This is a genomic window from Micromonospora coerulea, from assembly GCF_016598485.1.
GTDB lineage: Bacteria > Actinomycetota > Actinomycetes > Mycobacteriales > Micromonosporaceae > Micromonospora > Micromonospora coerulea.
This window is the reverse complement of the sequence record NZ_JAEMUW010000014.1, coordinates 174,601-195,053: the sequence shown is the minus strand read 5'-3', so window position 1 is coordinate 195,053 and position 20,453 is coordinate 174,601. Positions and strand designations below refer to the sequence as shown.

The following is a 20,453-nucleotide window of genomic DNA, read 5'->3' as shown; positions in this document are numbered from 1 at the left end:
CGACGGATGGGCGCCTCTACCAGTACACCAGGGCCGAATAGCGCAGAGAGTGAAGATAAATCGCCACCGGCTTCGCCAAAACTGCCCGGGGATCGGGGCTGACTCCGGATCAGCTGATGTTCCTCAATGTGCTGGCTGCCGCCCGGCTTATGCACCCCGGCTTTGAGTTCGTCCGCCCGATCCTGCTGGCAAGCAGGTCGGCCAGCCTGCCCGCGGCGAACGGGTTGCCAGCGTCGGCTGAGGTGTGCAGTACGGCGATTGCTCTGTGCACCCTGTCCTGCTCGATGAGCAGGAACTTTTTCCAGGCCAGCACAAAGTCCTGATCAACAAGTGGCGCGAACTGCTCCGGGAGTATCCGGCTGCCCGGCTCGTCACCGGGGTCGCGCACGTGCTGGAGGAGGTCGGGCGGATCGGGGCCGACCTGGCACCGCCGGCCCGGGGGCCGCGCCGGCCCACCGACGAGCTGGACGACGAGGCGACGCAGGTGCTGGAGTCCTTGCCCCGCCGGGGACTGCACAGCCCCGACGCGTTGGCCGCCCGCGCCGGCGTGGCCGTCCGGACCGCGCTGCGCAAGCTGTCCCTGTTGGAGGAGTTGGGGCTGGTGGTCCGCCGGGACGGCGGGTACGCCCTCGCGCAGCCACCGGCCTCGCCCACGGCCGGCACCGGCTGAGGTTGGCGGTCATCATTCGCGGCTATCCGAAAGGCGGTCGGCGCCGCCGCCCGGAGGTCGGCCATGTCGGCACATCCTCCGGCCGGCGACGCCGACAGGAACGGAGACCACGTCAATCAGCCGCGGTCATCCTCCCGACCGTCCGGCAACCGCGAGCCAGTCACCCTCGGTCAGCCATTCTCGCTCGAAGATCTGACCGACGTGGGCAAGGGCGAGTTTCGCCAACTCGTCCCCGACCTGCATCGCACCCAACGCCGTACCGATCTTGCGGTATCCGGCTTGACGGAGCCGACGGACGGCAGCGGCCACACTGGAGTCGGCGACGAGGACCTGTACGGCATCACAGGCTCCCCTCCGGTCCGCCAGCACCGCCGTGACGACCACCAGTTTCCCGGCACGCCGTACTCCGCTGAGGGAACTCAATCTGCCGCACCTCCTCTGCGACCCCACCGGATGTGGATGACGCCACGGTGGCGCCCCTTGGTCCAGTCGATGTGCAGGTGGTCGCGCGACTTGCACAGGCCACGGATCTCGCACTGGTAGCCCCGGTTACGCATCCGGTCCACCAGCCGCCTGGCCAGCTTACCCGCCTGCCGCATGTTGCTGGCGTATCGCGAACTGTGCCAGGTGGTCCGGCTGCCGGGTAGGTGACGCTTGACCTTGCAGCTCGAGGAGCGGTTGTGAACGAGGACATCGACGCCGTCAACGAGGACCACGAAGGTGTGCAGGTCCCCAACATTGAGGTTGAAGACCTCCTGGCCTGCCAGCCAGCCCCGGTCGGTCACTCGCCGGACCACCGAGGTGCCTCCGGAGGGCGAACCGATTCGGTCGCCCGGCTGGAGGTCCTGGGCAGCCTTCCAGCCCACGCCCTCCACCCAGAGCGGATGCTCGGCGGTCACCTCCAGATCAGCCTCGGAGACGCCGTCGAGGTCGACCGAGATGAGGTGTCTCGTCCCCTGACCGACGAAGACCGCCAGCACAGGACGAAGCGAGAGTTCACCGGTAGAGCTGTCGACCGCTGCCACCAGGTCACCGACCTGGATGCTGTCGATCGTCTGGTAGGTGCCGTTCCCCATCAGCACCGGGGTGGCGGCATCGAAGGAGTTGCACCCTCGGCGGAAGACCGAGCGAGCCCGGCTCGCCGCTCGCCTCGCCGCCGCATGAGCCCGCCTCAGCCTGCTAAGCTTCCGGGCCTTCGCTGCTGCTCGGGCTGCACTGACGGCGAAACGGGCACCCCGTACCGCGGCCCCTGCGCCGACGACGGCCGCCAACGCACCACCCACGGCCCAGGCCGCCTCCCGCCAGTTGCCTGTGGCGGCGTAGGAAACGGCGGACACCACTCCGGCGATGGTGCCGATCGGGCCTGGGATCATCGACGCGTAGGACGCGACCCGAGCGACCTTGGACAGCCCACGCTTGATGCTGCCCCAACCCCACTTGCCGTCGAGGTCCGTGCAGTTGACCGGGTCACCCGCGCAGTAGTCGTAGGCGGTGGCGTTGCCCCCGTCGACCGGGTCCATCTGAAGGAATCGGCCGATACTGGGCGAGTAGAGGCGGACGCCCATCAGGATGACATCGCCCATGGCCTCGCCGGAGCGCTGCTTGCCGCCCAGCCATCCGTACCGGAGGTCGGCCTGGCCGGCCATGGGCACACCGAACTCGTCGTAGTCGAAGAACTCCGGCTCGAGCAGCCCGGTGTCGATGGTCGCGGCCACGTCCCCGTGCAGGTTGACCAGTTGCAGTCGGACGTCCCCGGTAGTGGATGTGGTGGCGGCCAGGTCACCGTCGGGCCCGGACACGTTCCGGGTGATGTCGCCGAGTGTGGTGTCCTCGACGATCCACCGCACCTCGTCGGAGTCGTCGCCGTAGTGGTTCAGCTTCGATGTCGCGTTGACCCAGTTCCCGTCGACCTGGGTCTCCGTCGTGAAGGCCCTGAACCGGTGCGCCGGGTCCAGCGTCCACGTCTGCCGTGCGTCATCGAGCTGCTGCCGCTGCACCATGTCGTTGGCGAAGTACGCGTTGGTCAGACCACCCGGCAGTGCCGTCGTCCGCCCATAGGCGTCGTAGACGTAGCCAGCGTCGGTGAGCCGGTCGGCGGTGTCGTACGCGTGCGTCTCCGACACCGGCGTGCCGGTCTCGTCGCACGTGCCGTCGAGAGCCGGGACGAAGCGCGAGCTACCGATCCGGTTGGTCCGGTTGTCGTAGGCGTACGTCCGGGTGACGCAGCCGTCGGTCATCGTAGTGTCCTGCTGGGCGCGGGTGAGCCGACCCAGCCGGTCGTACCGGTAGGCCTTGCTGCCGCCGGTGTAGGTGTGGTTCACCCACTGGCTGGCGGTGTTCTCGGTGACCGATTCGGAGTAGACGACCGCTCCGTCTGAGTCCCGGGTGAAGGCTCGCTCCACCGGCTCGAGGTTGGCGTTGAGCCGGTCGGTCCGGGTCAGCCCACCGGGGTACTTCAGCTCGGTGAGCTGCCCGTCTGGTGAGTACTTGGCCGAGAACGTGCCGGCGACGTTGTCCGTGACGCTGGTGAGCAAGCCGCGCGGCTCCGCCGCCCGGTCGTAGGCGAAAGTGGAGTTTCCGGTGGGATCGGACACCTTCACCGACTTGCCGAACCGGTCGAACTCGTTCACGGTCGTCCCGCCGTCGGCGTCGGTGTAGGACGCCAGCCGACCGAGCAGGTCGTACTCCCGGGTGATGCTCGCCGTGCCCATCGTGGTGACGGTGACGTCGCCGGAGGTGGGGCTGTACTGGGTGGTCACCGCCTCGACCGGCGCGCCCTCGTCCGAGGTGATCTGCGTGCTGGTCACCCGGGTGGCCGGATCGTACTGGGTGGTCGTGGTCCGGGTCTTGCCGGCCGCGGTCTCCGTGACGACGGCCTCGTCGCCGCACCGGGTGTACGAGACGACCCGGCGCTCCGGCAGATTGGTGGTCATCCGAGCCGGGTCGTGTCCGGTCACCGCCCCGACCGCCCGGGTGACGCAGGGCTCGCCGGCCCACTCCGGCCTGTTGCCGCATGCGCTGTCCTGGGCGTTGGCCCCCGCGGTGTAGTAGACGACCTGCTTGGCCATGGCGTCCGCGCCGGTGGAGTCGATCCCCCAGGACTTCAGCACCTGACCAGCGGCGTTGAAGACCGAGTAGGCGGTCAGGTTCTGTCCGCCCGGGCCGGCGTCGGCGACCACCTTGGTCGGGGTCTTCAACGTCCAGCCGGACACCCCGCCCTGCTCGGCGTCGTAGCCGTTCTTCGACACCCGGACGTCGGCGTCCGGGTACCCGACGATCTGGGATCCCTCACTCTCGGTGGTGACCAGGTGGTAGGTAGCTCCGTCGGGCTTGCCCTCGTCGTACCTGTTAACGGCGTGGGCGCGGCCGATCACGGTCGCCCCGGCCGGGATGGCTTCCAGCTCGCCGGTGCCGTCCGGATCGGCGACCCCGTTCTCCAGCACCATCGTGGAGGTCGGCCCGAGGGCGTCGACCAGGTCGACGCCATCGGCGCTGTAGGTGTTGATGGTGGACAGGGCCAGAGCCCGACTGGCGGTGTCCGATCCGGAGAGGCCCAGCTCCTCGAGGTAAGCCGCCGCGTCAGGCAGGGTGCCCAGGGCGAGCTCCCGATCGGTGGCCTCCAAGGTACGCACGACGTTGCCGAACCGGTCGTACTCGGCGGTGTCGATGTGCCCGCCGGGGCTCGCGGTGTTCACCTCCTGACCGCCCGCGCCCAGGTAGTGCACGGTGGCGTAGCGGTAGCCGTTGCTGCCCGGGCTCGACGGAGTGGCGGTGTTGCGCCCGGGGTTGTCCTCCGGTCCGAAAATCCCGGTGGCATCGGTGGGCAGGTCCACCTGGCCCCACGCCGAAATCGCCGCGGAATTCAGGTCGTACGGGCCACCGGCTGCGTTCGTCAGCGGCACGTTGTAGACCACGTTCGTGGCGATCTCACCGTCGGTGACGGTCTTCGAGCCTTGCTGGAGGGCGGCGCGACGCACCCGCAGCAGCCGGCCAGAGTTCTCGTCGCCGGCCAGGTCGATGACCTGGTCGGCGGTGAGGGCCTTGCCGTAGATGCGAACGTCGTCGATCTCGCCATCCCACACGTTCGACGCGGCACCGGCCCACTTTGCCCGGCCGACAACGTAGTTGCCGGTGGCGTTCCAGCCGCCCGTCGTGGCGGTCGTGCTCTGCAACACGCCGTTGACATACAGCTTCATCTTCCCGCTGGCGGTGTCGTAGACACCGACCAGGTGGGTCCACTGCCCCGCCACGGCGGCGGTGTTGGCGGTGGCCCGGACTGGGGTGGCGCTGTCGCTGTCGGAGGTGACGCGGGAGAAGGCGAACCTGTCCTCGGCGGCCACATAGTTGAGGAAGAACCCGCTGGTCCGCGAGCCATCCTTGGACACCGCCGTCCGGTTGACGGACTTGTCCTTGATTCGCACCCAGGCCGCAACAGTGTAGGAGGAGGTGTTGGACAGGGCCGTTCCGGCGGCGCTGATCTGCTGGCCGGTGCCGCCGGTGAACACCGCCGCCCTGTCCCCCGGGTTCTCCGGGTCGTTGCCCTGACCCCAGGTGACGCCGGTGGCCATCGTTCCGTTGCGTCCGCTGCCCGAGGAGTCGGCCACCGCGGTGCCGGTGCCCTCGTCCAGGTTCCAGCGCAGCGCCGCCGAGTCGACGTCGGGGTTGCCGTAGTCGAAGTACCACGGCAGCTCACCCGAGGGGGTGACCTTGGTGACCCGGCCGGCGGTGTACTCGTAGGCGGTCTTCAACACCGGGCTCACCCGGGGGTCCCAGACCTCCCGCAACTGCCCGAGGTTGTCGTAGGTGTATTTGGTGATCTGGGTTGCGGTCATCGCCGAGGTGTCCGGGTCCCACGCCCACAGCCTCACCCCGGAGATCCGGTCGGTGTAGTCACCGAAGACCGTCTGGCTCAGCCCTGGAGTGGTGGTGGTGGCGTACTCGTACTCCAACACCTCACACCCACGGGCCGGAATTGCCGCAGTGCAGTTGTTCGTATCGTCGACACCCGCGGCGACCGGGTTGATGACCTTCTTCAGCAGCAGCCGGCTGCCCGCGGTGTCGTAGACGTAGCGGGAGGTGGTGTCCGACTCCGCCGTCCATGAGGAGGTCGCCGCCCACAGCCCACCCTGCTGGGTGAACTCGGTGACGGTCCCGTCCAGCTCCGACAGCCGGTACGCGGTCGCGCCCACCTTGGTGAGCACCAGCCCTTCGGAGCCCGGTTCCGGGGTGAAGCTCACCCCGTCGGCATTCTTGGCGAAGGTGATCCAGCCACCACCAATCGTATTCACCCGGGCCAGCGACGGCTCGGGCAGCGTCACGGTGGTGTACTCGACGTCCGCCGCGCCGCCGGTCGCGCCACCGGTCCACGCCGTGCCGAACGGCGCGACGATCTCGGTGAACGACAGGTTGTCCCAGTAGACCTTGCGGCCCGAGCCGCCCTGCATGCCGTTGTAGAGGCGGAAGAACGCCTCGGTCGCCCCGACCGGCACCGTCATGTCGACGGAGAGCTCCTGCCAGCCGTCGGTGTAACTGGCCATCGCCGAGGTCACCTCGGCGTAGTTACCGCCGACCTTGGTGAAACCGACGATCCGCAGGCCCCGCTGGGCGAATGCCGGGACCAGGCCGGTCGACCCGGGCACGTAGATCCAGCCGCTCATCCGGTACGTCCGGCCCGCCGTCATGCCGAGCCGCAGCGCCCCGCCGTCACCGCCGACCGCCACGTGGGTGTCGTTGCTAGTCGTGGTGACCGGGGTGATCTCCAGGGAATCGACCGGGGTAGTCTCGCCCTGTCCCCGGGCGGTGGACCGCACGGCCGAGGAGGTCGACGCCACGGTGAAACCGGTGAGGTCGGTGGAGACCTGCTGCTGGTTGGCGGTCAGCCGCTGGGCCATCGGCTGATATCCGTCGGTCGGTTCCCGCGACGACATTCCCCGCTGTACCGACATGTCGAGTTCGTCGGCGTCAGTGGAGGAGATCGAGTAGTCACCGGTGAGCAGGTTGACCGAACCGGGACCGATCTCGTCGTCGGCCGCACCGTCACCGCTGGAGTCGACCGACACCCGCACCCAGGGGATGGTGTAGGCCGGAGTGGTGCCGGTCGCGGTGTAGACCTGTGCCCGTACCTCGACCACGCCGCCGACCAGGCCGAGGGTGTCGGTGGCGTTCCAGATCGCGTACCCGCCCAGGGTGGCGAGGCTGACCGGGCTGGCGGCCGTGGCGGTGATCGGCGCGCCGGTGGCGGAGGTCAGGTTCGCCGAAGGGACCGGCAGCACTGCACCACCCGGGCCGCGCCGGTACTCGTAGTACGCCCGGGTGTAACCGGCCACCGGGGTGGTGATCTGCAGCTTGGTCCGCTTGACGATGGTGGCGCCGGGCAACGGCTGGGCCAGCGCCGCATTGCCGGCGTCGAAGACGTAGGTGTTCGCGTTCGACAGGTTGCCCGCCGAGTCCTTGGCCTGCACGGTGAGCGTGCGGTGCCCGTCGCGAGGGCTGAGCGTGACCGACTTCGCGCCGGTCGCCGCGACCGTGGTGGCGGCGCTGTCGTAGTCGAACTTGTACACGAAGGCCGCCAGGTCGGTGGTGCCCGACGCCGGGGTGAAGGTGAACGTGTCGGATTGACCCGCGCCGCCGTGGGGCTGGCCATCGTTGAGATAGATCGTCGCGGACACGAACGGCACGCCGGGCGCGCTGGTGTCCACCGTCAGCGGCGTCCAGGCCGACCAGGCGCCGTAGGCGTACGGGTCCTTGGACCGGACCTGCCACTCGTAGGTGGTGCCATTGGCCAGGTCGACCGGCACCTGCCAGGAGGAGGTGGAGCCGTTGGTCCACGCCGGGCTGCCCGAGCGCAGGCCGGAGGAGGAGACGGTGGCGAGGGTGGCCTTGTTGCGGATCACGAACTCGGCCTGCAGGGTCTGCCCGGCGTTGGCGTCGGCCAGCTTCGCCGACAGGGTAGGCCGCAGCGACGAGGTCCGCGCCCCGGAGCCGCAGGCGGTGTAGCAGGGAGCCACGGCCAGCGAGGCCGGAACCGACGGCGCGCTGTTGTAGGTGATCGACACCAGCGGCGGGTGCGCGCCCTCGGCCGAGTCGAACCGCTTCCAGCCGGAGGTCGACGTCTCGGAGGTGGCCCGCAGCATCACGCTGGCGCTGGTCGAGCTGGTGTCGGCCGCGTACTGCAGGGCTCCGCCGACCTCGATGTAAACGTAGCCGTCACCGCAGGACGAGCTGTAGCCCCGGGTCTCGGTGGAGGTGCCCACCCTGGCGCGGGCGGCGGGCTGCGCCGTCCACCGCACCGACGAGTCGACGTAGTCGGTCCGCCACGCCTCCCAGCCGGCGGCGGTGCACGACCACGAGTGGTAGTTCCACAGCCGCAGCTTCGCCGACATGATCCGGCTGCCGGCGAACCCGGTGGTGTTGAAGCGCAGGTACGACCGCGCGGTGAACGAGCCACCGTCGTTGGAGTAGCCCAGCTTCAGGTCCGCTGAACCCGACTGGTCACTAGAGTAGCTGTTCTGCACGAAGGCGTCGAACGACGGAGACAGCGACGTCGGCGGATCGATGGTGACCGGGAAGGTCAGGTCCGGCCGGGCCAGGAAGGCCGCGTCCGGCGTCAGCTCCATGACCGTACGACCGCCGCGCGCCACCGTGCGCAGCGCCACGGGCGCGCGGTTGACCCGCTCCCCGGACCGCGGTGACACGGCCGCGTCCCACATCAGCGGGGTCTGCGCCCGGCCGACCTGCCGCCCCTTGGCGTTCTTGAACACGAGGCCGCCCATGCCGTCAGCGGCCGCGGTCAGCTTGCCCGTCCGCATCGGCAGGGTCAGCTTCCGCACCTGCGCCAGGCCCGCCCGGTCCTTGACCACGAAGTGCTGTTCGTAGCCGGTGGCGTGGGCCTGGAACACCAGGTCCACCCCGGGACGCACCTCGGGGTAGGTGATCGTCCGGTCGTCCAGCACCGGCTCGGGCAGCGGACCCGTCCAGGCCAGGCCGGTCCGCTCCGCGCCGGCACCCACCGCGACGACCTCGTGCTCACCGGCCGCGTCCGTGGCACCGGCGAACGAGAGATCCCGGGGGTGGGCCCTCGGTGCCACCGACCCGTCGGCCCGGCGCTCCAGCGTCAGGTCGACCGGCACCCACTTGTCGCCCTGCCGCACCCGCACCGGGGCCAGCGACTGCTCCTCGGTCAGCGTGCCGTCCGGGTTGGCGAACAGCTGCGTGGTTTCGGTCCGCCGGTTCGTCACCTCCACCCGCGACCCGCACAACCGCGCCGCAACGGCGGCCGACACTTCGTCGGCCCGGTCGTCCGGACACTTCGGCTTCGGTGCCGGCTTCGGCGCGGCTGCGGCGGCGGGCCGGATCGGTCGCGCCGGGACGTCGGACATGGTCGCGACGAGGACGATCGCCATCAGGATCGACAGACGTCGCGCCCAGACGGCCCAGGCGTCGCCCGCCAAGGAAATGAACACGCGTGATCGCCACCGGTGCGTCGGCATGGCGCCCTCCCCGCTGAAGAGCCTCCCAGTGAGGCGAGCGGAGTCTAAGAAGACCGTCGATGCGCCAGCAAGAGACTGATTTCCGAGGGCCGCCGCGGAACGGGCCGGCGGGATGAGGTGAGGCGGGCCGGCAGACCATGCCCGCCAGCGGATCCCCGTCACGCAGTGCGATCACAGCACTTCGCTGACGGCCTCCCCAACGGCACGCCGGGCCGACGCCGATCTACCATGGACAGACGGGTGAGTAAGGCAATACTCAATGACGGTGGTGTATGTCACTTCCCGTCCCGCGCGCGTGGAGCTGGATGAGGGCCGGGCGTCACCTGGACGCAGCCTGACCGTTGCCTGCGCGCCACCGACGCCGCGGCGTCGGCGCACCCCGGTAATGACATGATCTGAGCGTGTCGATGACCCGCCGTTCCGTGCTCGGCCTCGGGTTGACCGCCACCACCCTCGCCCTGGCCGGTTGCCGGGGCCCCGGGTCGCCGGCCCCGTCCGGCGGACCCGGTACGCCGGGCAGCTCCACGTCCGCCGCGCCCGCGGTGCGGGCCGCCGCGCCCTCGTCCGACCCCGGCCCGTCGCGCCCCGACGGGCCGTCCCCGGCCGCCGCGCTCACCACGGTGCTCACCCGGTACCTGCGGCCGACCGGGGAGAATCCGCGGCATCCGACGTACGCGGGGGCGGTGGCGCTGGCGCTCGCCGATGGCCGGCCGGGCGCGCACGTGGCCGTCGGCGAGGCGCTGCGCTACGGCGCCGGTCCGGTGCTGCTGCCCGCCGGGCAGCGGGTCCGGATGCGGCCCGACTCGATCTTCGACCTCGCCTCGATCACCAAGGTCTTCACCGCGATCCTGGCCCTTCAGCAGGCCGACCGGGGGCGGATCGACCTGGACGCCCCGGTGGTGCGGTACCTGCCGGGGTTCACTGGCGCCGGCAAGTCACGCATCACCGTCGCCATGCTGCTCACCCACACCAGCGGCCTGCCGGTCGGTGCCACCGTGACCGGCAGTTCCACCCTGGCGGGACGCTGGGCGGCCGTGCTGGCCACCCCGCTGGTGAAGGGCGCCCTGCCGGGCACCGTGGTTCGCTACTCCAGCGTCGGCCTCATGGTGCTCGGCAAGCTCGTCGAGAAGGTCACCGGGCAGCGACTGGACCACGCGTTGCGCACGGGCCTGACCGAGCCGCTGGGCCTGCGCTGGACCGGGTTCCGGCCCCACGACCGGATCGGCGCGGCCGAGCGGGCAGCCCGCCTGGTCGCCACCGACGCGCGGTCGTCGCGGGGCCTGCTGCGCGGCGTCGTGCACGACGACGTCGCGAACCACCTCGGGGGCATCGCCGGACACGCCGGCATCTTCAGCACGGCGGAGGAGCTGGGGGTCGTCGGGCAGCTGCTGCTCGGCGGCGGGACCTACGGCGGTACGCGCATCCTGGCCGAGAGCACCGTGCACCGGATGGTGCGGAACGCCAACAGCGGCCTGCCCGCCGTCGACACCGCCCATCCCGGTCGCAGCTCCGCGCACGGCCTCGGCGTGGTGCTCGACCAGCCCTGGTTCATGGGCCGGCTGGCCGGCCCGGCGACGTTCGGGCACACCGGGTTCACCGGCACCTCCATGGTGGTCGATCCCACCCGCCGACTGGTCCTCGTGCTGCTCACCAACCGGGCCCACCCGAACTGGAGCTGGGCCGATCCGGATCCGGCCCGCGTCGCCGCGGCCAACGTCCTGGCGGCGGAGCGCTAGCGCCCCGGCCGGTCAGTCGCCCTCGAAGCGAATCTCCACGTCGGAGCTGCGCAGACAACGCCGGGCGAGCAGCACGAGCTGGCGGACCTGGTCCGCCTCCGCCGGCTCCCGCGCCACCTCCGCCAGGCAGCGCAGCTCCACGAGCAGCTGCGGCGCCGCCTCGGCCCCGACCACCAGCTCGCCGAGCGGATCGACGCGGTCCAGCAGCGGCGTACGCCCCCCGCCCTTCACCCGCTTGAGCAGCTCCAGCAGCACGTCGTCGGGATCGGCCACCAGCGCGGCGGGGACGCACGACGGACGGCGGTGGCCTGGCCCGGTCCGGACCAGCCGGTAGAGGACGGCATCCACACCCACGATCGGTCCCCCTCCTGTCGTCGAGGTCCGCTCGGCCTGACGCCGATCCGTTCCGGGTTCACCCGCCGGCACGCCACAAACTGGCGGCGCTTCCCCCGACCGTCCTCTTCGTACGACAAGTTTCCCCTGTTTAGCGGCCGTTCAGCCACCCCTTACCGGCGCGTCGGTCGTCCGCCACGGCGCCGGCGTCACCCGGGCGGGGCCGCCGCGTCGCCACGCACCCCGCGGCCCGGCGGCCCGGCCGCTCACCGGGCGGGCGCTTAGGCTGGGCCGGTGTCCGCGCACAGCAGGGTCGGGCCGCGCCCCGAGGTGGTCAACGGCGCCCGGCCGCAGCCGGCCCGGCCAGCACCGTCCCCCGCCGGGTCGGCGGGTCGGAGCCGGTGGTGAGCGGGCAGCCGCGCGGCACCCGGCTGACCCACGAGGGACTGCCGCCGGTGATGCGGGAGGCGGTGGACGACTTCGCCGACCACCTGGTTCGGGTGCGCAACCGCTCGGCACACACCGTGCGGGCGTACGTCACCGATCTGGTCTCGCTGCTCGACCATGCCGTCCGGATGGGCTGCGCCGACCTGGCGGAGCTCGACCTGACGGTGCTGCGCAGTTGGTTGGCGAAACAGCGGACGATGGGCGCCGCCCGCACGTCGCTGGCCCGCCGCGCCGCGTCGGCTCGCACCTTCAGCGTCTGGGCGCACCGGTCGGGGCTGCTGCCCGCCGACGTGGCCGCCCCGCTGGCCAGCCCGAAGGCCCACCGGGAGCTGCCCACCGTGCTCCGCGCCGACCAGGCCGCCGCCCTGATGGACGCCCCCGCCCGGACCGCGGCCCAGCCGCCGGACACCGCCGGGGCCGTCGCCCAGCCGGCGCCCGGCACCGGGAACCCGGCCCAGGCACCGAACGTGGCCGGGGGGCAGTCGCCGGCGGGCGAGGACGAGCCGGCGCTGCTGCGGGACCGGGTGCTGCTGGAGCTGCTCTACGGCACCGGGATCCGGATCAGCGAGGCGTGCGGGCTGGACGTCGCCGACGTCGACCACGGTCGCCGGGTGGTGCGGGTGCTCGGCAAGGGCGGCCGGGAACGCGCCGTGCCGTACGGGGTGCCGGCGCAGCGCGCGCTGGACGCGTGGCTGGGCCGGGGCCGACCCGCCCTGGCCGGCGCGGCCTCGGGGTCTGCGCTGCTGCTGGGGGCGCGGGGCGGGCGGCTGAACCCGACCACGGCCCGCCGGGTCGTGGCCGGGTACGCCGAGCGCGCCGGCCTGCCCCGGACCACCCCGCACGGGCTGCGGCACTCGGCCGCCACCCACCTGCTGGAGGGCGGCGCGGACCTGCGGGCGGTGCAGGAGCTGCTCGGCCACTCCTCGCTGGCGAGCACCCAGATCTACACGCACGTCTCGGTGGAACGGCTGCGGGCGGCGTACCGGCAGGCGCACCCGCGGGCCTGAGCACCGAGGGTGCTCGGATCCGGCCGTCGCCGTGGGACGGTGGCGATCGGCGGGTTGATGATCTACGGCGGGCTACGATCGGCGGATGACGGTCCCGCAGCCGCCCGAGCCGATCCCCGGGGCTCGGCTGCTCTTCTCCCTCGATCCGTCGGTCAGTCACCTCAATCACGGCTCGTTCGGCGCCGTCCCGATCGGGGTGCAACGCGCCCAGCAGCGGCTGCGCGACGAGATGGAGTCGAACCCGCTGCGCTTCTTCACCCAGGGCCTGGTCGACCGGATCGCGCACACCCGGCGACACCTGGCCGGCTTCCTGGGCGCGGACCCCGACGGCACCGCGCTGGTCGGCAACGCCACCACCGGGGTCGCGGTGGTGCTGCAGTCGCTCGGTCTGCGCCCCGGCGACGAGGTGCTGACCACGGACCACGGGTACGGGGCGGTCGGCTTCTCGGTGCAGCGGGAGTGCCGGCGCACCGGGGCGACCCACCGGGCCCTGCACGTGCCGCTGACCGCCAGCGACGAGGAGGTCGTGGAGATCGTCCGGGCCGGGCTGCGGCCCGGGCGGACGAAGCTGCTGGTGATCGACCAGCTCACCTCCGCCACCGCCCGACTCTTTCCGGCCGCCGCCGTGGTCGGGGTGGCCCGCGAGCACGGCGTGCCCGTCCTCGTCGACGCGGCGCACGCCCCGGGCATGCTGCCGATCACGGTGGCCTCGATCGGCGCCGACTTCTGGGTCGGCAACCTGCACAAGTGGGCGTTCGCGCCGCGCGGGACCGCCGCGTTGGTCGTCGCCCCGCCCTGGCGGGAACGGATCGAACCGCTGGTGGTCTCCTGGGAGCAGGAGACCGGCTTCCCCGCCCGGGTGGAATGGCAGGCGACGTTGGACTACACCTCGTGGCTGGCCGCTCCGGCCGGTCTGTTCACCCTGCGCAGCCTCGGCCTGGACCGGGTACGCGCGCACAACGCCGCGCTCGCCGCGTACGGGCAGCGGGTGGTCGGAGACGCCCTCGGCGTGGCGCCGGCCGACCTGCCGGAGCCCGGCGGGCCGACGGTGTCGATGCGGCTGATCCCGTTGCCCCGAGGGGTCGCCACCACGATGGACGCGGCGAAGGCCCTCGGGGCCCGGATCGCGGAACGGCTCGCCGCCGAGGTGGCGGTGATGACCTGGAACGACCGGGGCTGGCTGCGGCTCTGCGGCCAGATCTACAACACCCCCGACGAGTACGACCGGCTGGCCGTGCGGCTGCCCGCGCTGCTCGCGAAGGGGTGAGCTGACACCGTCACCGCCGACCGGGAGCAGCCGGACCGGGCCGAGGCCGAGCAGGGCGAGGGGATCGAGGTACTCCCCGCCCCGGCGCAGCCCCCCAGTGCAGGCACGCCGGGACCGGGCAGCCGGGATGGCCGGCGAGCAGGGCACCGAGCGGCGTACCGGCGGCCATCCGGGTGCCGGGGGGGCAGCCCGGGGCGTACCGGCTCGTAGGTGGTGCGGAGCCCGTCGCCGTGCCCGACGGTGACCACCGGACGCCCGGCCACCGGGCCGGCGAAGAGCACCACGCCCGCGCCCGCCGCCCGCACCTCGGCGCCCGGTGCGGCGGCCAGGTCGACGCCCCGGTGACCGGGTCGCCAGGGCTCCGGCGGCGGGTCGAACCGGCGCACGAGCCGCGGCGTGCCGGCGAGCGGCCACCGGAACCGGGAACCGGCCCCGGCGGGCCGGTCGCCGCCACGGAGCCGCCCGTCCGGTCCACCGTCTCCGAGGTGGACGGACCCGGGACGGCGACCGGACCCGCCGCGACAGGCACCGCCGCGCCACCGGATGCCGCCGGATCGACGACCACGCCGGGTGCCACCACGGGAACCGGCACCGCACCGGCCGCTCCGCAGCCGACCACCGCACCGAGCGTCAGCGGAAGGATCACCCGACCGGACGCGGCGGCACGGGCCATCGGGCCGGGCGGCTTCGCGAGGATCCGCAGCAGCAGGCGGAGGGCCGGCGTGACCGGCCCGGGTGTGGTTCGCACGGTCGGTAGCCTGCTGCCGAGGCGGTCACCGCGCCACCGACGGCCACCGGAACTGTGGACAGGTGGCGGGCTGTGGACGGCACCCGGCGGCGCAGTGGATCTGCTATGCGGCCGCGTCGGCGGGCCACCGGCACCGCCTATGCTGAGCCGGTGACGCGGGACTGGTACGCCTGGCACGACGACTACGACCAGCCGGGCTCGCCCCTGTCCCGGCGCCTGACCGAGGTGCGACTGCGGATCGGAGAGGCGCTGGACCAGGCCCCACCCGGCCCGCTGCGGGCGGTCAGCCTCTGCGCGGGGCAGGGGCGGGACCTGATCCCGGCGCTGGCGACCCATCCCCGACGCGACGACGTGACCGCCCGCCTGCTGGAGCTGGATCCGCGCAACGCCGAGTTCGCCCGGGCGGCCGCCGCGGAGGCCGGCCTGTCGGCGGTGGAGGTGGTGGTCGGCGACGCGTCGCTGACCGACCACTACGTCGACCTCGCCCCGGCGCACCTGGTGCTGGTCTGCGGGATCTTCGGCAACATCACCGACGCGGACATCCGGGCCACCGTGCGGCACTGCGCGGCCCTCTGCGCCACCGGCGGGACGGTCTTCTGGACCCGGCACCGCCGCGAGCCGGACCTGGTGCCCGCCATCTGCGACTGGTTCGCCGAGGAGGGCTTCCTGCCGGTCGCGGTGAGCAGCCCGGCCGACGGCGTGGGCGTCGGCGTGCACCGCTTCACCGGGACCCCCCGGCCACTGGAGCTCGGCGCGACGATGTTCGAGTTCGTCGGCTACGACCGCCTCACCCACCCCTGACGGCCGAGGGAGCAATCGCATGACCACTGTGGACGATGTCAGCCGGCCGTCCCGGATCGCCGCGCCGGATGAGGCGATCAGCGCGGAGGAGTTGCAGCTCGCCACGCGCAACCACGGGATCCCCCTGGAGGCGCTGCGCTACGACGTCACCCCGGCCGGGCTGCACTACCTGCTGATCCACTACGACATCCCGGACGTCGACCCGGCGGCGCACACACTCACCGTCGACGGCGCGGTGGACCGGCCGCTGCGCCTGGACCTGGCCGCGCTGCGGGAGCGCCCCCGGGTCACCCACCGGGTGACCCTGGAGTGCGCCGGCAACGGGCGGGCCCTGCTGAGCCCGCGACCGGTCAGTCAGCCCTGGCTGGTGGAGGCGGTGGGCAACGCCGAGTGGACCGGGACGCCGCTGGCGCCGCTGCTGCGCGAGGCCGGGTTCTCCCCCGACGCCGTGGACGTGGTCTCCACCGGCGCCGACCACGGCGTCGAGCGGGGCGTCGAGCAGGACTACCAGCGGGCGCTGCCGGTCGCGGACGCGCTGCGGGAGGAGGTGCTGCTGGCGTACGAGATGAACGGCGCTCCCCTGCTGCCGCAGCACGGCGCGCCGCTGCGGCTGATCGTGCCCGGCTGGTACGGCATGGCGCACGTGAAGTGGCTGCGGAACATCCGGGTGCTGACCGAGCCGTTCGACGGCTACCAGAACGCGGTGGCGTACCGGCTGCGGCGCGACGCCGACGACCCGGGCGTGCCGGTGACCCGGATCGAGCCGCGTGCCCTGGTCCGCCCGCCGGGTTTCCCGGACTTCATGTCCCGCACCCGGGTGCTGCGTCCCGGCCCGTGCACCGTGGACGGTCGGGCCTGGTCGGGTCACGCGCCGGTCACCGCGGTGGAGGTGACCACCGACGGCGGCGCGAGCTGGACGCCGGCCCGGTTGGACGAGCCGAGCGGCGGCCGGTGGGCGTGGCGGCGGTGGCACCTCGACTGGTTCCCGGAGCCGGGCCGATACCTGCTGGGCGCGCGGGCCACGGACGCCTCCGGCCGCCGCCAGCCGGTCGAGCAGCCGTGGAACCGGGGCGGCTTCGCCAACAATCTGGTGCAGCGGGTCGAGGTGGTGGTCCTGGCCGGGTGAGCGACGCGGGCGGCTCGATCAGCCGCCGCGAGCGGAGACCGTCAGCTGCCGAATCCGGAGTCTGCGGGAAGGGAGATGTCCGGCTTTTCGAGCTCTTCCACATTGACGTCCTTGAACGTCATCACCCGGACATTCTTGACGAAGCGGGCAGGGCGGTACATGTCCCACACCCAGGCGTCGTGCATCTCGACCTCGAAGTAGACCTCGCCGTCGGAGTTGCGCACGTGCAGGTCGACCTGGTTCGCCAGGTAGAAGCGGCGCTCCGTCTCCACCACGTAGGAGAACTGGCGGACAATGTCGCGGTACTCCCGGTAGAGCTGCAGCTCCATCTCGGTCTCGTACTTCTCGAGATCTTCCGCGCTCATCGCACTCCGCCTTCCATGACCACATCTTCCCCCACCGGCGCCGGAGGTCGAGGCTGCTCGCCCAACGCCACGCCGACGGTACCCCCTGACGCGCCGGAGCGCTCCATCGGCTCATCCAGGCACACGGCCACCGGGCGCCGGGACCGCGGCGGCACCCCGTCCCGCCCCGAGATCGCGGCCACGTTGACGTACGAGAAGCGGTGCTCCCGGCACGGCCCCCGGTCCCGCAGCGCCGCGGTGTGCTCCGGCGTGATGTAGCCCTTGTGCTCGGCGAAGCCGTAGCCCGGATACCGGTCCTCCAGCTCCACCATGATCCGGTCCCGGGTGACCTTGGCCAGCACGCTCGCCGCCGCCACGCAGGCGGCCACCTGGTCGCCCTTCCAGACCGCCAGCCCCGGCACGTCCAGCCCGTCAACGCCGAAGCCGTCGGTCAGCACGTACTCCGGGCGGGTGGTCAGCGACGCGAGGGCCCGCCGCATCGCGGCCAGGTTGCACACGTGCAGCCCGCGGGCGTCGACCTCCTCCGCCGGGATGACCACCACCGCGTACGCCAGGGCGCGGTCGACCACCTGGGCGTAGATCCGCTCCCGGCTGGCCGGGGTGAGCAGCTTGGAGTCGGCCAGCCCGTCGATCTCGCCGCGCCGCCCCTCCGGCAGCACCGCCGCGGCGGCCACCAGGGGCCCGGCACAGGCGCCCCGCCCGGCCTCGTCCGCTCCGGCCACGTGCCGGAAGCCCCGCCGTTGCAGGGCCCGCTCCAGCGCGTAGAGCCCACCGTCGCGGCGCACCACCGTGCGCGGGGGCGTCAGCACGCGGCACCCCCGTCGGCGGTCGGCCGGTGGGCGGCGAGCGCCCGGGCCAGCCGGGCCGGCAGATCCGGCGGGTAGTACCGCTCGGTCGTCGCGGTCAGCTCCGCCACCGACCACCACCGGTGGCCGGTGACGCTGGCTCGCTCGATGTCGTTGAAGCCCGCGGTGTCCACCTCCCAGGCCGGGACCCGGACCAGGAAGAACTCCTGCTCCTGCCGGTACCAGACCCCGTCGAACGGGAACTCGACCGTCTCGGACCACACCGGCGCGCCCAGCTCGGCCGCGGTGAGCCGCAGCCCGGTCTCCTCGGCCAGTTCCCGCGCGGCGCCCTCGGCCGGGCCCTCCCCCGGATCGAGCCCGCCGCCGGGGGTGAACCAGTAGGCGTGGCCCGGTCGGGCCGGGTCGGTGCCGGCGAAGAGCAGCACCCGGTCGGCCGCATCGACGAGCAGCACCCGGGCCGCACGCCGGGGGGTGTAGACGGTCACCGCCCAAGCCTGCCAGACGGCTCCGACGAACGCCCACGCCCTCCGGGGTCAGGGATTGGGGATCCCGTCGAACTGCTGAGGGACGGTGAGCCAGGTCGCCCGGTCGACCGGCCAGAAGACCGTGAACGCCCGGCCGACCACTTCGTCCTCGGGGATGGTGGCCTCGGTGATGTCCTGCCCGGACTGCTGCCAGTGCTCCAGCGAGTCGCCGGAGGCTTCCCGGTGGTCACCCATGACCCACAGCCGCCCCTGCGGCACGGTGATCTCGAAATCCTGGTCGGCCGGCTTGTTTCCGGGATAGATGTACGGCTCGTCGAGTGACCGGCCGTTGATGACCAGCCGGTCCTGGGCGTCGCAGCAGACCACGTGGTCGCCGGCGACCCCGATCACCCGCTTGATGAAGTCCTCGCCGTCCGGATTGCCGCTCCAGGCGGTGGGCGCCTTGAAGACGATCACCTCGCCGCGGTGCGGCGACCGGAAGTCGTAGACCAGCTTGTTGACCAGCACCCGATCGTCGATCTTGAGAGTGTTCTCCATGGACGGGGAGGGGATGAAGAAGGTCTGCAGCACGAAGGCACGCACCAGCACTGCGACCAGGATCGCCACGCCCAGGAGGATGGGCAGCTCCTTCCAGAAGGAACTGCGGGGCTTCTCGGTCTGCTCGTCAATCACGGGAGGAGCCTACGACGCCGGGCGCGAGGGGACCGGCCGGAACGCGCGAGAACGGAGATCGCCGCCGTGACCGGCAGGACGAGGACGACACCCCCCACCGGGTCCGGATCGACGAGCGGCGGCCCGGCGGCCGCCCCGTCGGCCCGGGGCAGGCTGGCGAAGGTGTCCGGCACCGGCAGCGACGCCCACCGCTCGGACGGCCAGACGATCATGAAGGCCCGGCCCACCACGTTGTCGATCGGCACCGGCCCCTGGCAGCGGGCGTCCTGCGAGACCAGCCGGTGGTCGCCCATCACGAAGATCTGCCCGGCCGGCACCACCACCTCGGTGAACTGCCGGGACCGGCACTCCTTGGGGTTGGGTGGCAGCTCGACCGGGGAGTCCTCGGAGACGTACGCCCGCTCGTCCAGCGGTACGCCGTTGACCACGACCCGGCCCTTGTCACAGCACCAGACCTTGTCGCCGGGGACCCCGATCACCCGCTTGATGAAGTCCTTCTCGCCGGGGCGGCTGACCCCGACCAGGTCGCCGAGCGTGCGGCCCACCTTGCCGGCGAAGCCGGCCGGCGGCGCCGGGGTCTCCTGGGCGACCCACCTGTCGGTGCCCCGGAAGACCACCACCTCACCGCGCACCGGGTCCCGGACGTCGTAGACGACCTTGTTGACCAGCACCCGGTCGCCGATGAGCAGGGTGTTCTCCATCGACCCGGAGGGGATGAAGAAGGCCTGGAGCAGGAAGGTGCGGATCAGCACCGCGAGGCAGAACGCGACGATGAGGAGCAGTGGCAGCTCCTGCCAGAGGGGCATCTGTCGCCGGGAGCGGCGGGCCCGGCGGCGCCAGGGGTCGACGGTGCCGTCCTCGTCAAGCATCTGCACCATGCCACTCTCCGGTCCGCAGAAACGACACCACCGCCCGGGAGTCTCGTCGGGAGACCCCACGGGCGGCAGTGGACCGCTGTGCCGCGCGCGACAGCGCTGCGGCGTCGCCGCCCTCCTGCGCCCGTACGACCAGGGTAATGCGATCCGGTCGATACGACATCCGCGCAGCTCGGGCGGCGTGGCGAGCGAAGAGTCAGCTCGTCGGCTGCTTCTCGCGCAGCTCCTTGATCTTGGCCTTCTTGCCGCGCAGCTCGCGCAGGTAGTAGAGCTTGGCGCGGCGGACGTCACCGCGGGTCACGACCTCGATCCGGTCGATCGCCGGGCTGTTGATCGGGTAGGTGCGCTCCACACCGACACCGAAGCTGACCTTGCGGACCGAGAAGGTCTCGCGCAGACCGTCACCCTGGCGGCGGATGACGACGCCCTGGAAGATCTGGACACGGGACCGGTTGCCCTCGACGACTCGCGCGTGCACCTTCACGGTGTCACCGGCACGGAAGTCGGGGAGGTCGACCCGCTTCGACTGGGCGTCAAGGGCGTCCAGGATGTTCATCGCTGTGTCCTCGTGAGGCTCACGGCGCACCGTCAATCGGTGCGCGGATGGGTGATTCTGATCCCCGGGT

At 72.1% G+C, this 20,453-nt stretch carries 13 protein-coding genes and 3 pseudogenes; 6 read left to right on the top strand and 10 right to left on the bottom strand.

Translation table 11 applies throughout. From position 1 onward, the window contains the following. Nucleotides 1–337 precede the first annotated feature (337 nt). A pseudogene (locus I8N68_RS19525) lies at nucleotides 338–670 on the top strand (DprA-like winged helix domain-containing protein); the annotation flags it as partial. Between the two features lie 126 nt (nucleotides 671–796). Here I8N68_RS19525 and I8N68_RS19520 read toward each other — a convergent pair. Together I8N68_RS19520 and I8N68_RS33960 are read right to left on the bottom strand one after the other, a co-directional pair. After that, nucleotides 797–1,093: a hypothetical protein gene (locus I8N68_RS19520; RefSeq protein WP_200211969.1), complete on the bottom strand. Its 297-nt coding sequence runs from the start codon at nucleotides 1,091–1,093 to the stop codon at nucleotides 797–799. After that, entirely contained in the window at nucleotides 1,090–9,132 is an 8,043-nt protein-coding gene (locus I8N68_RS33960; protein WP_200211968.1) for a LamG-like jellyroll fold domain-containing protein, read from the bottom strand. Before I8N68_RS33960 ends, I8N68_RS19520 begins: the two co-directional genes overlap by 4 nt. Nucleotides 9,133–9,566: 434 nt before the next feature. Here I8N68_RS33960 and I8N68_RS19510 point away from each other — a divergent pair, with 434 nt between their 5' ends. After that, on the top strand, nucleotides 9,567–10,895 hold the full coding sequence (locus I8N68_RS19510) for a serine hydrolase domain-containing protein (RefSeq protein WP_200212010.1): 1,329 nt from the start codon (nucleotides 9,567–9,569) through the stop codon (nucleotides 10,893–10,895). Between the two features lie 12 nt (nucleotides 10,896–10,907). Here I8N68_RS19510 and I8N68_RS19505 read toward each other — a convergent pair whose 3' ends face one another. Continuing rightward, nucleotides 10,908–11,249: a hypothetical protein gene (locus tag I8N68_RS19505; RefSeq protein WP_200211966.1), complete on the bottom strand. Its 342-nt coding sequence runs from the start codon at nucleotides 11,247–11,249 to the stop codon at nucleotides 10,908–10,910. A gap of 437 nt (nucleotides 11,250–11,686) precedes the next feature. Between I8N68_RS19505 and I8N68_RS19500 the strand changes: the two genes are divergently transcribed. Further along, on the top strand, nucleotides 11,687–12,682 hold the full coding sequence (locus I8N68_RS19500) for a tyrosine recombinase XerC (RefSeq protein WP_200212008.1): 996 nt from the start codon (nucleotides 11,687–11,689) through the stop codon (nucleotides 12,680–12,682). 85 nt (nucleotides 12,683–12,767) lie between these two features. Then, nucleotides 12,768–13,949 carry an aminotransferase class V-fold PLP-dependent enzyme gene (locus I8N68_RS19495; RefSeq protein WP_200211964.1) on the top strand — a complete coding sequence of 394 codons (1,182 nt, stop codon included), beginning with the start codon at nucleotides 12,768–12,770 and terminating at the stop codon, nucleotides 13,947–13,949. A 12-nt stretch (nucleotides 13,950–13,961) separates the two neighbouring features. Here the strand turns inward: I8N68_RS19495 and I8N68_RS19490 are convergent. Next, nucleotides 13,962–14,622, bottom strand: a pseudogene (locus I8N68_RS19490) (murein hydrolase activator EnvC family protein); the annotation flags it as partial. 225 nt (nucleotides 14,623–14,847) lie between these two features. Here I8N68_RS19490 and I8N68_RS19485 point away from each other — a divergent pair. Together I8N68_RS19485 and I8N68_RS19480 are read left to right on the top strand one after the other, a co-directional pair. Further along, nucleotides 14,848–15,498, top strand: a complete 651-nt coding sequence (locus I8N68_RS19485) for a class I SAM-dependent methyltransferase family protein (protein WP_200211961.1) — start codon at nucleotides 14,848–14,850, stop codon at nucleotides 15,496–15,498. A 19-nt stretch (nucleotides 15,499–15,517) separates the two neighbouring features. Continuing rightward, nucleotides 15,518–16,624: a sulfite oxidase gene (locus tag I8N68_RS19480; RefSeq protein WP_200211959.1), complete on the top strand. Its 1,107-nt coding sequence runs from the start codon at nucleotides 15,518–15,520 to the stop codon at nucleotides 16,622–16,624. Between the two features lie 41 nt (nucleotides 16,625–16,665). On the opposite strand, the gene I8N68_RS19475 is transcribed toward I8N68_RS19480, so the two are convergent. From I8N68_RS19475 to rplS, 6 genes and pseudogenes are all read right to left on the bottom strand, one after another. Next, nucleotides 16,666–16,989: a DUF2469 domain-containing protein gene (locus I8N68_RS19475; protein WP_011905215.1), complete on the bottom strand. Its 324-nt coding sequence runs from the start codon at nucleotides 16,987–16,989 to the stop codon at nucleotides 16,666–16,668. Further along, nucleotides 16,986–17,798 (bottom strand): ribonuclease HII, encoded by an 813-nt coding sequence (locus I8N68_RS19470; protein WP_200211958.1) that lies wholly within the window; start codon nucleotides 17,796–17,798, stop codon nucleotides 16,986–16,988. The genes I8N68_RS19475 and I8N68_RS19470 overlap by 4 nt, the downstream gene beginning before the upstream one ends. Continuing rightward, on the bottom strand, nucleotides 17,792–18,280 hold the full coding sequence (locus tag I8N68_RS19465) for an NUDIX hydrolase (protein ID WP_200211956.1): 489 nt from the start codon (nucleotides 18,278–18,280) through the stop codon (nucleotides 17,792–17,794). The genes I8N68_RS19470 and I8N68_RS19465 overlap by 7 nt, the downstream gene beginning before the upstream one ends. Nucleotides 18,281–18,328: 48 nt before the next feature. Continuing rightward, entirely contained in the window at nucleotides 18,329–18,952 is a 624-nt protein-coding gene (gene lepB / locus I8N68_RS19460; protein ID WP_200211954.1) for a signal peptidase I, read from the bottom strand. Nucleotides 18,953–18,961: 9 nt separating this feature from the next. Next, nucleotides 18,962–19,830: pseudogene (lepB, locus tag I8N68_RS19455) on the bottom strand (signal peptidase I). A 193-nt stretch (nucleotides 19,831–20,023) separates the two neighbouring features. Further along, complete coding sequence (gene rplS, locus I8N68_RS19450; RefSeq protein WP_130332913.1) at nucleotides 20,024–20,383, bottom strand: 50S ribosomal protein L19; 360 nt, start codon at nucleotides 20,381–20,383, stop codon at nucleotides 20,024–20,026. Nucleotides 20,384–20,453: the final 70 nt, after the last annotated feature.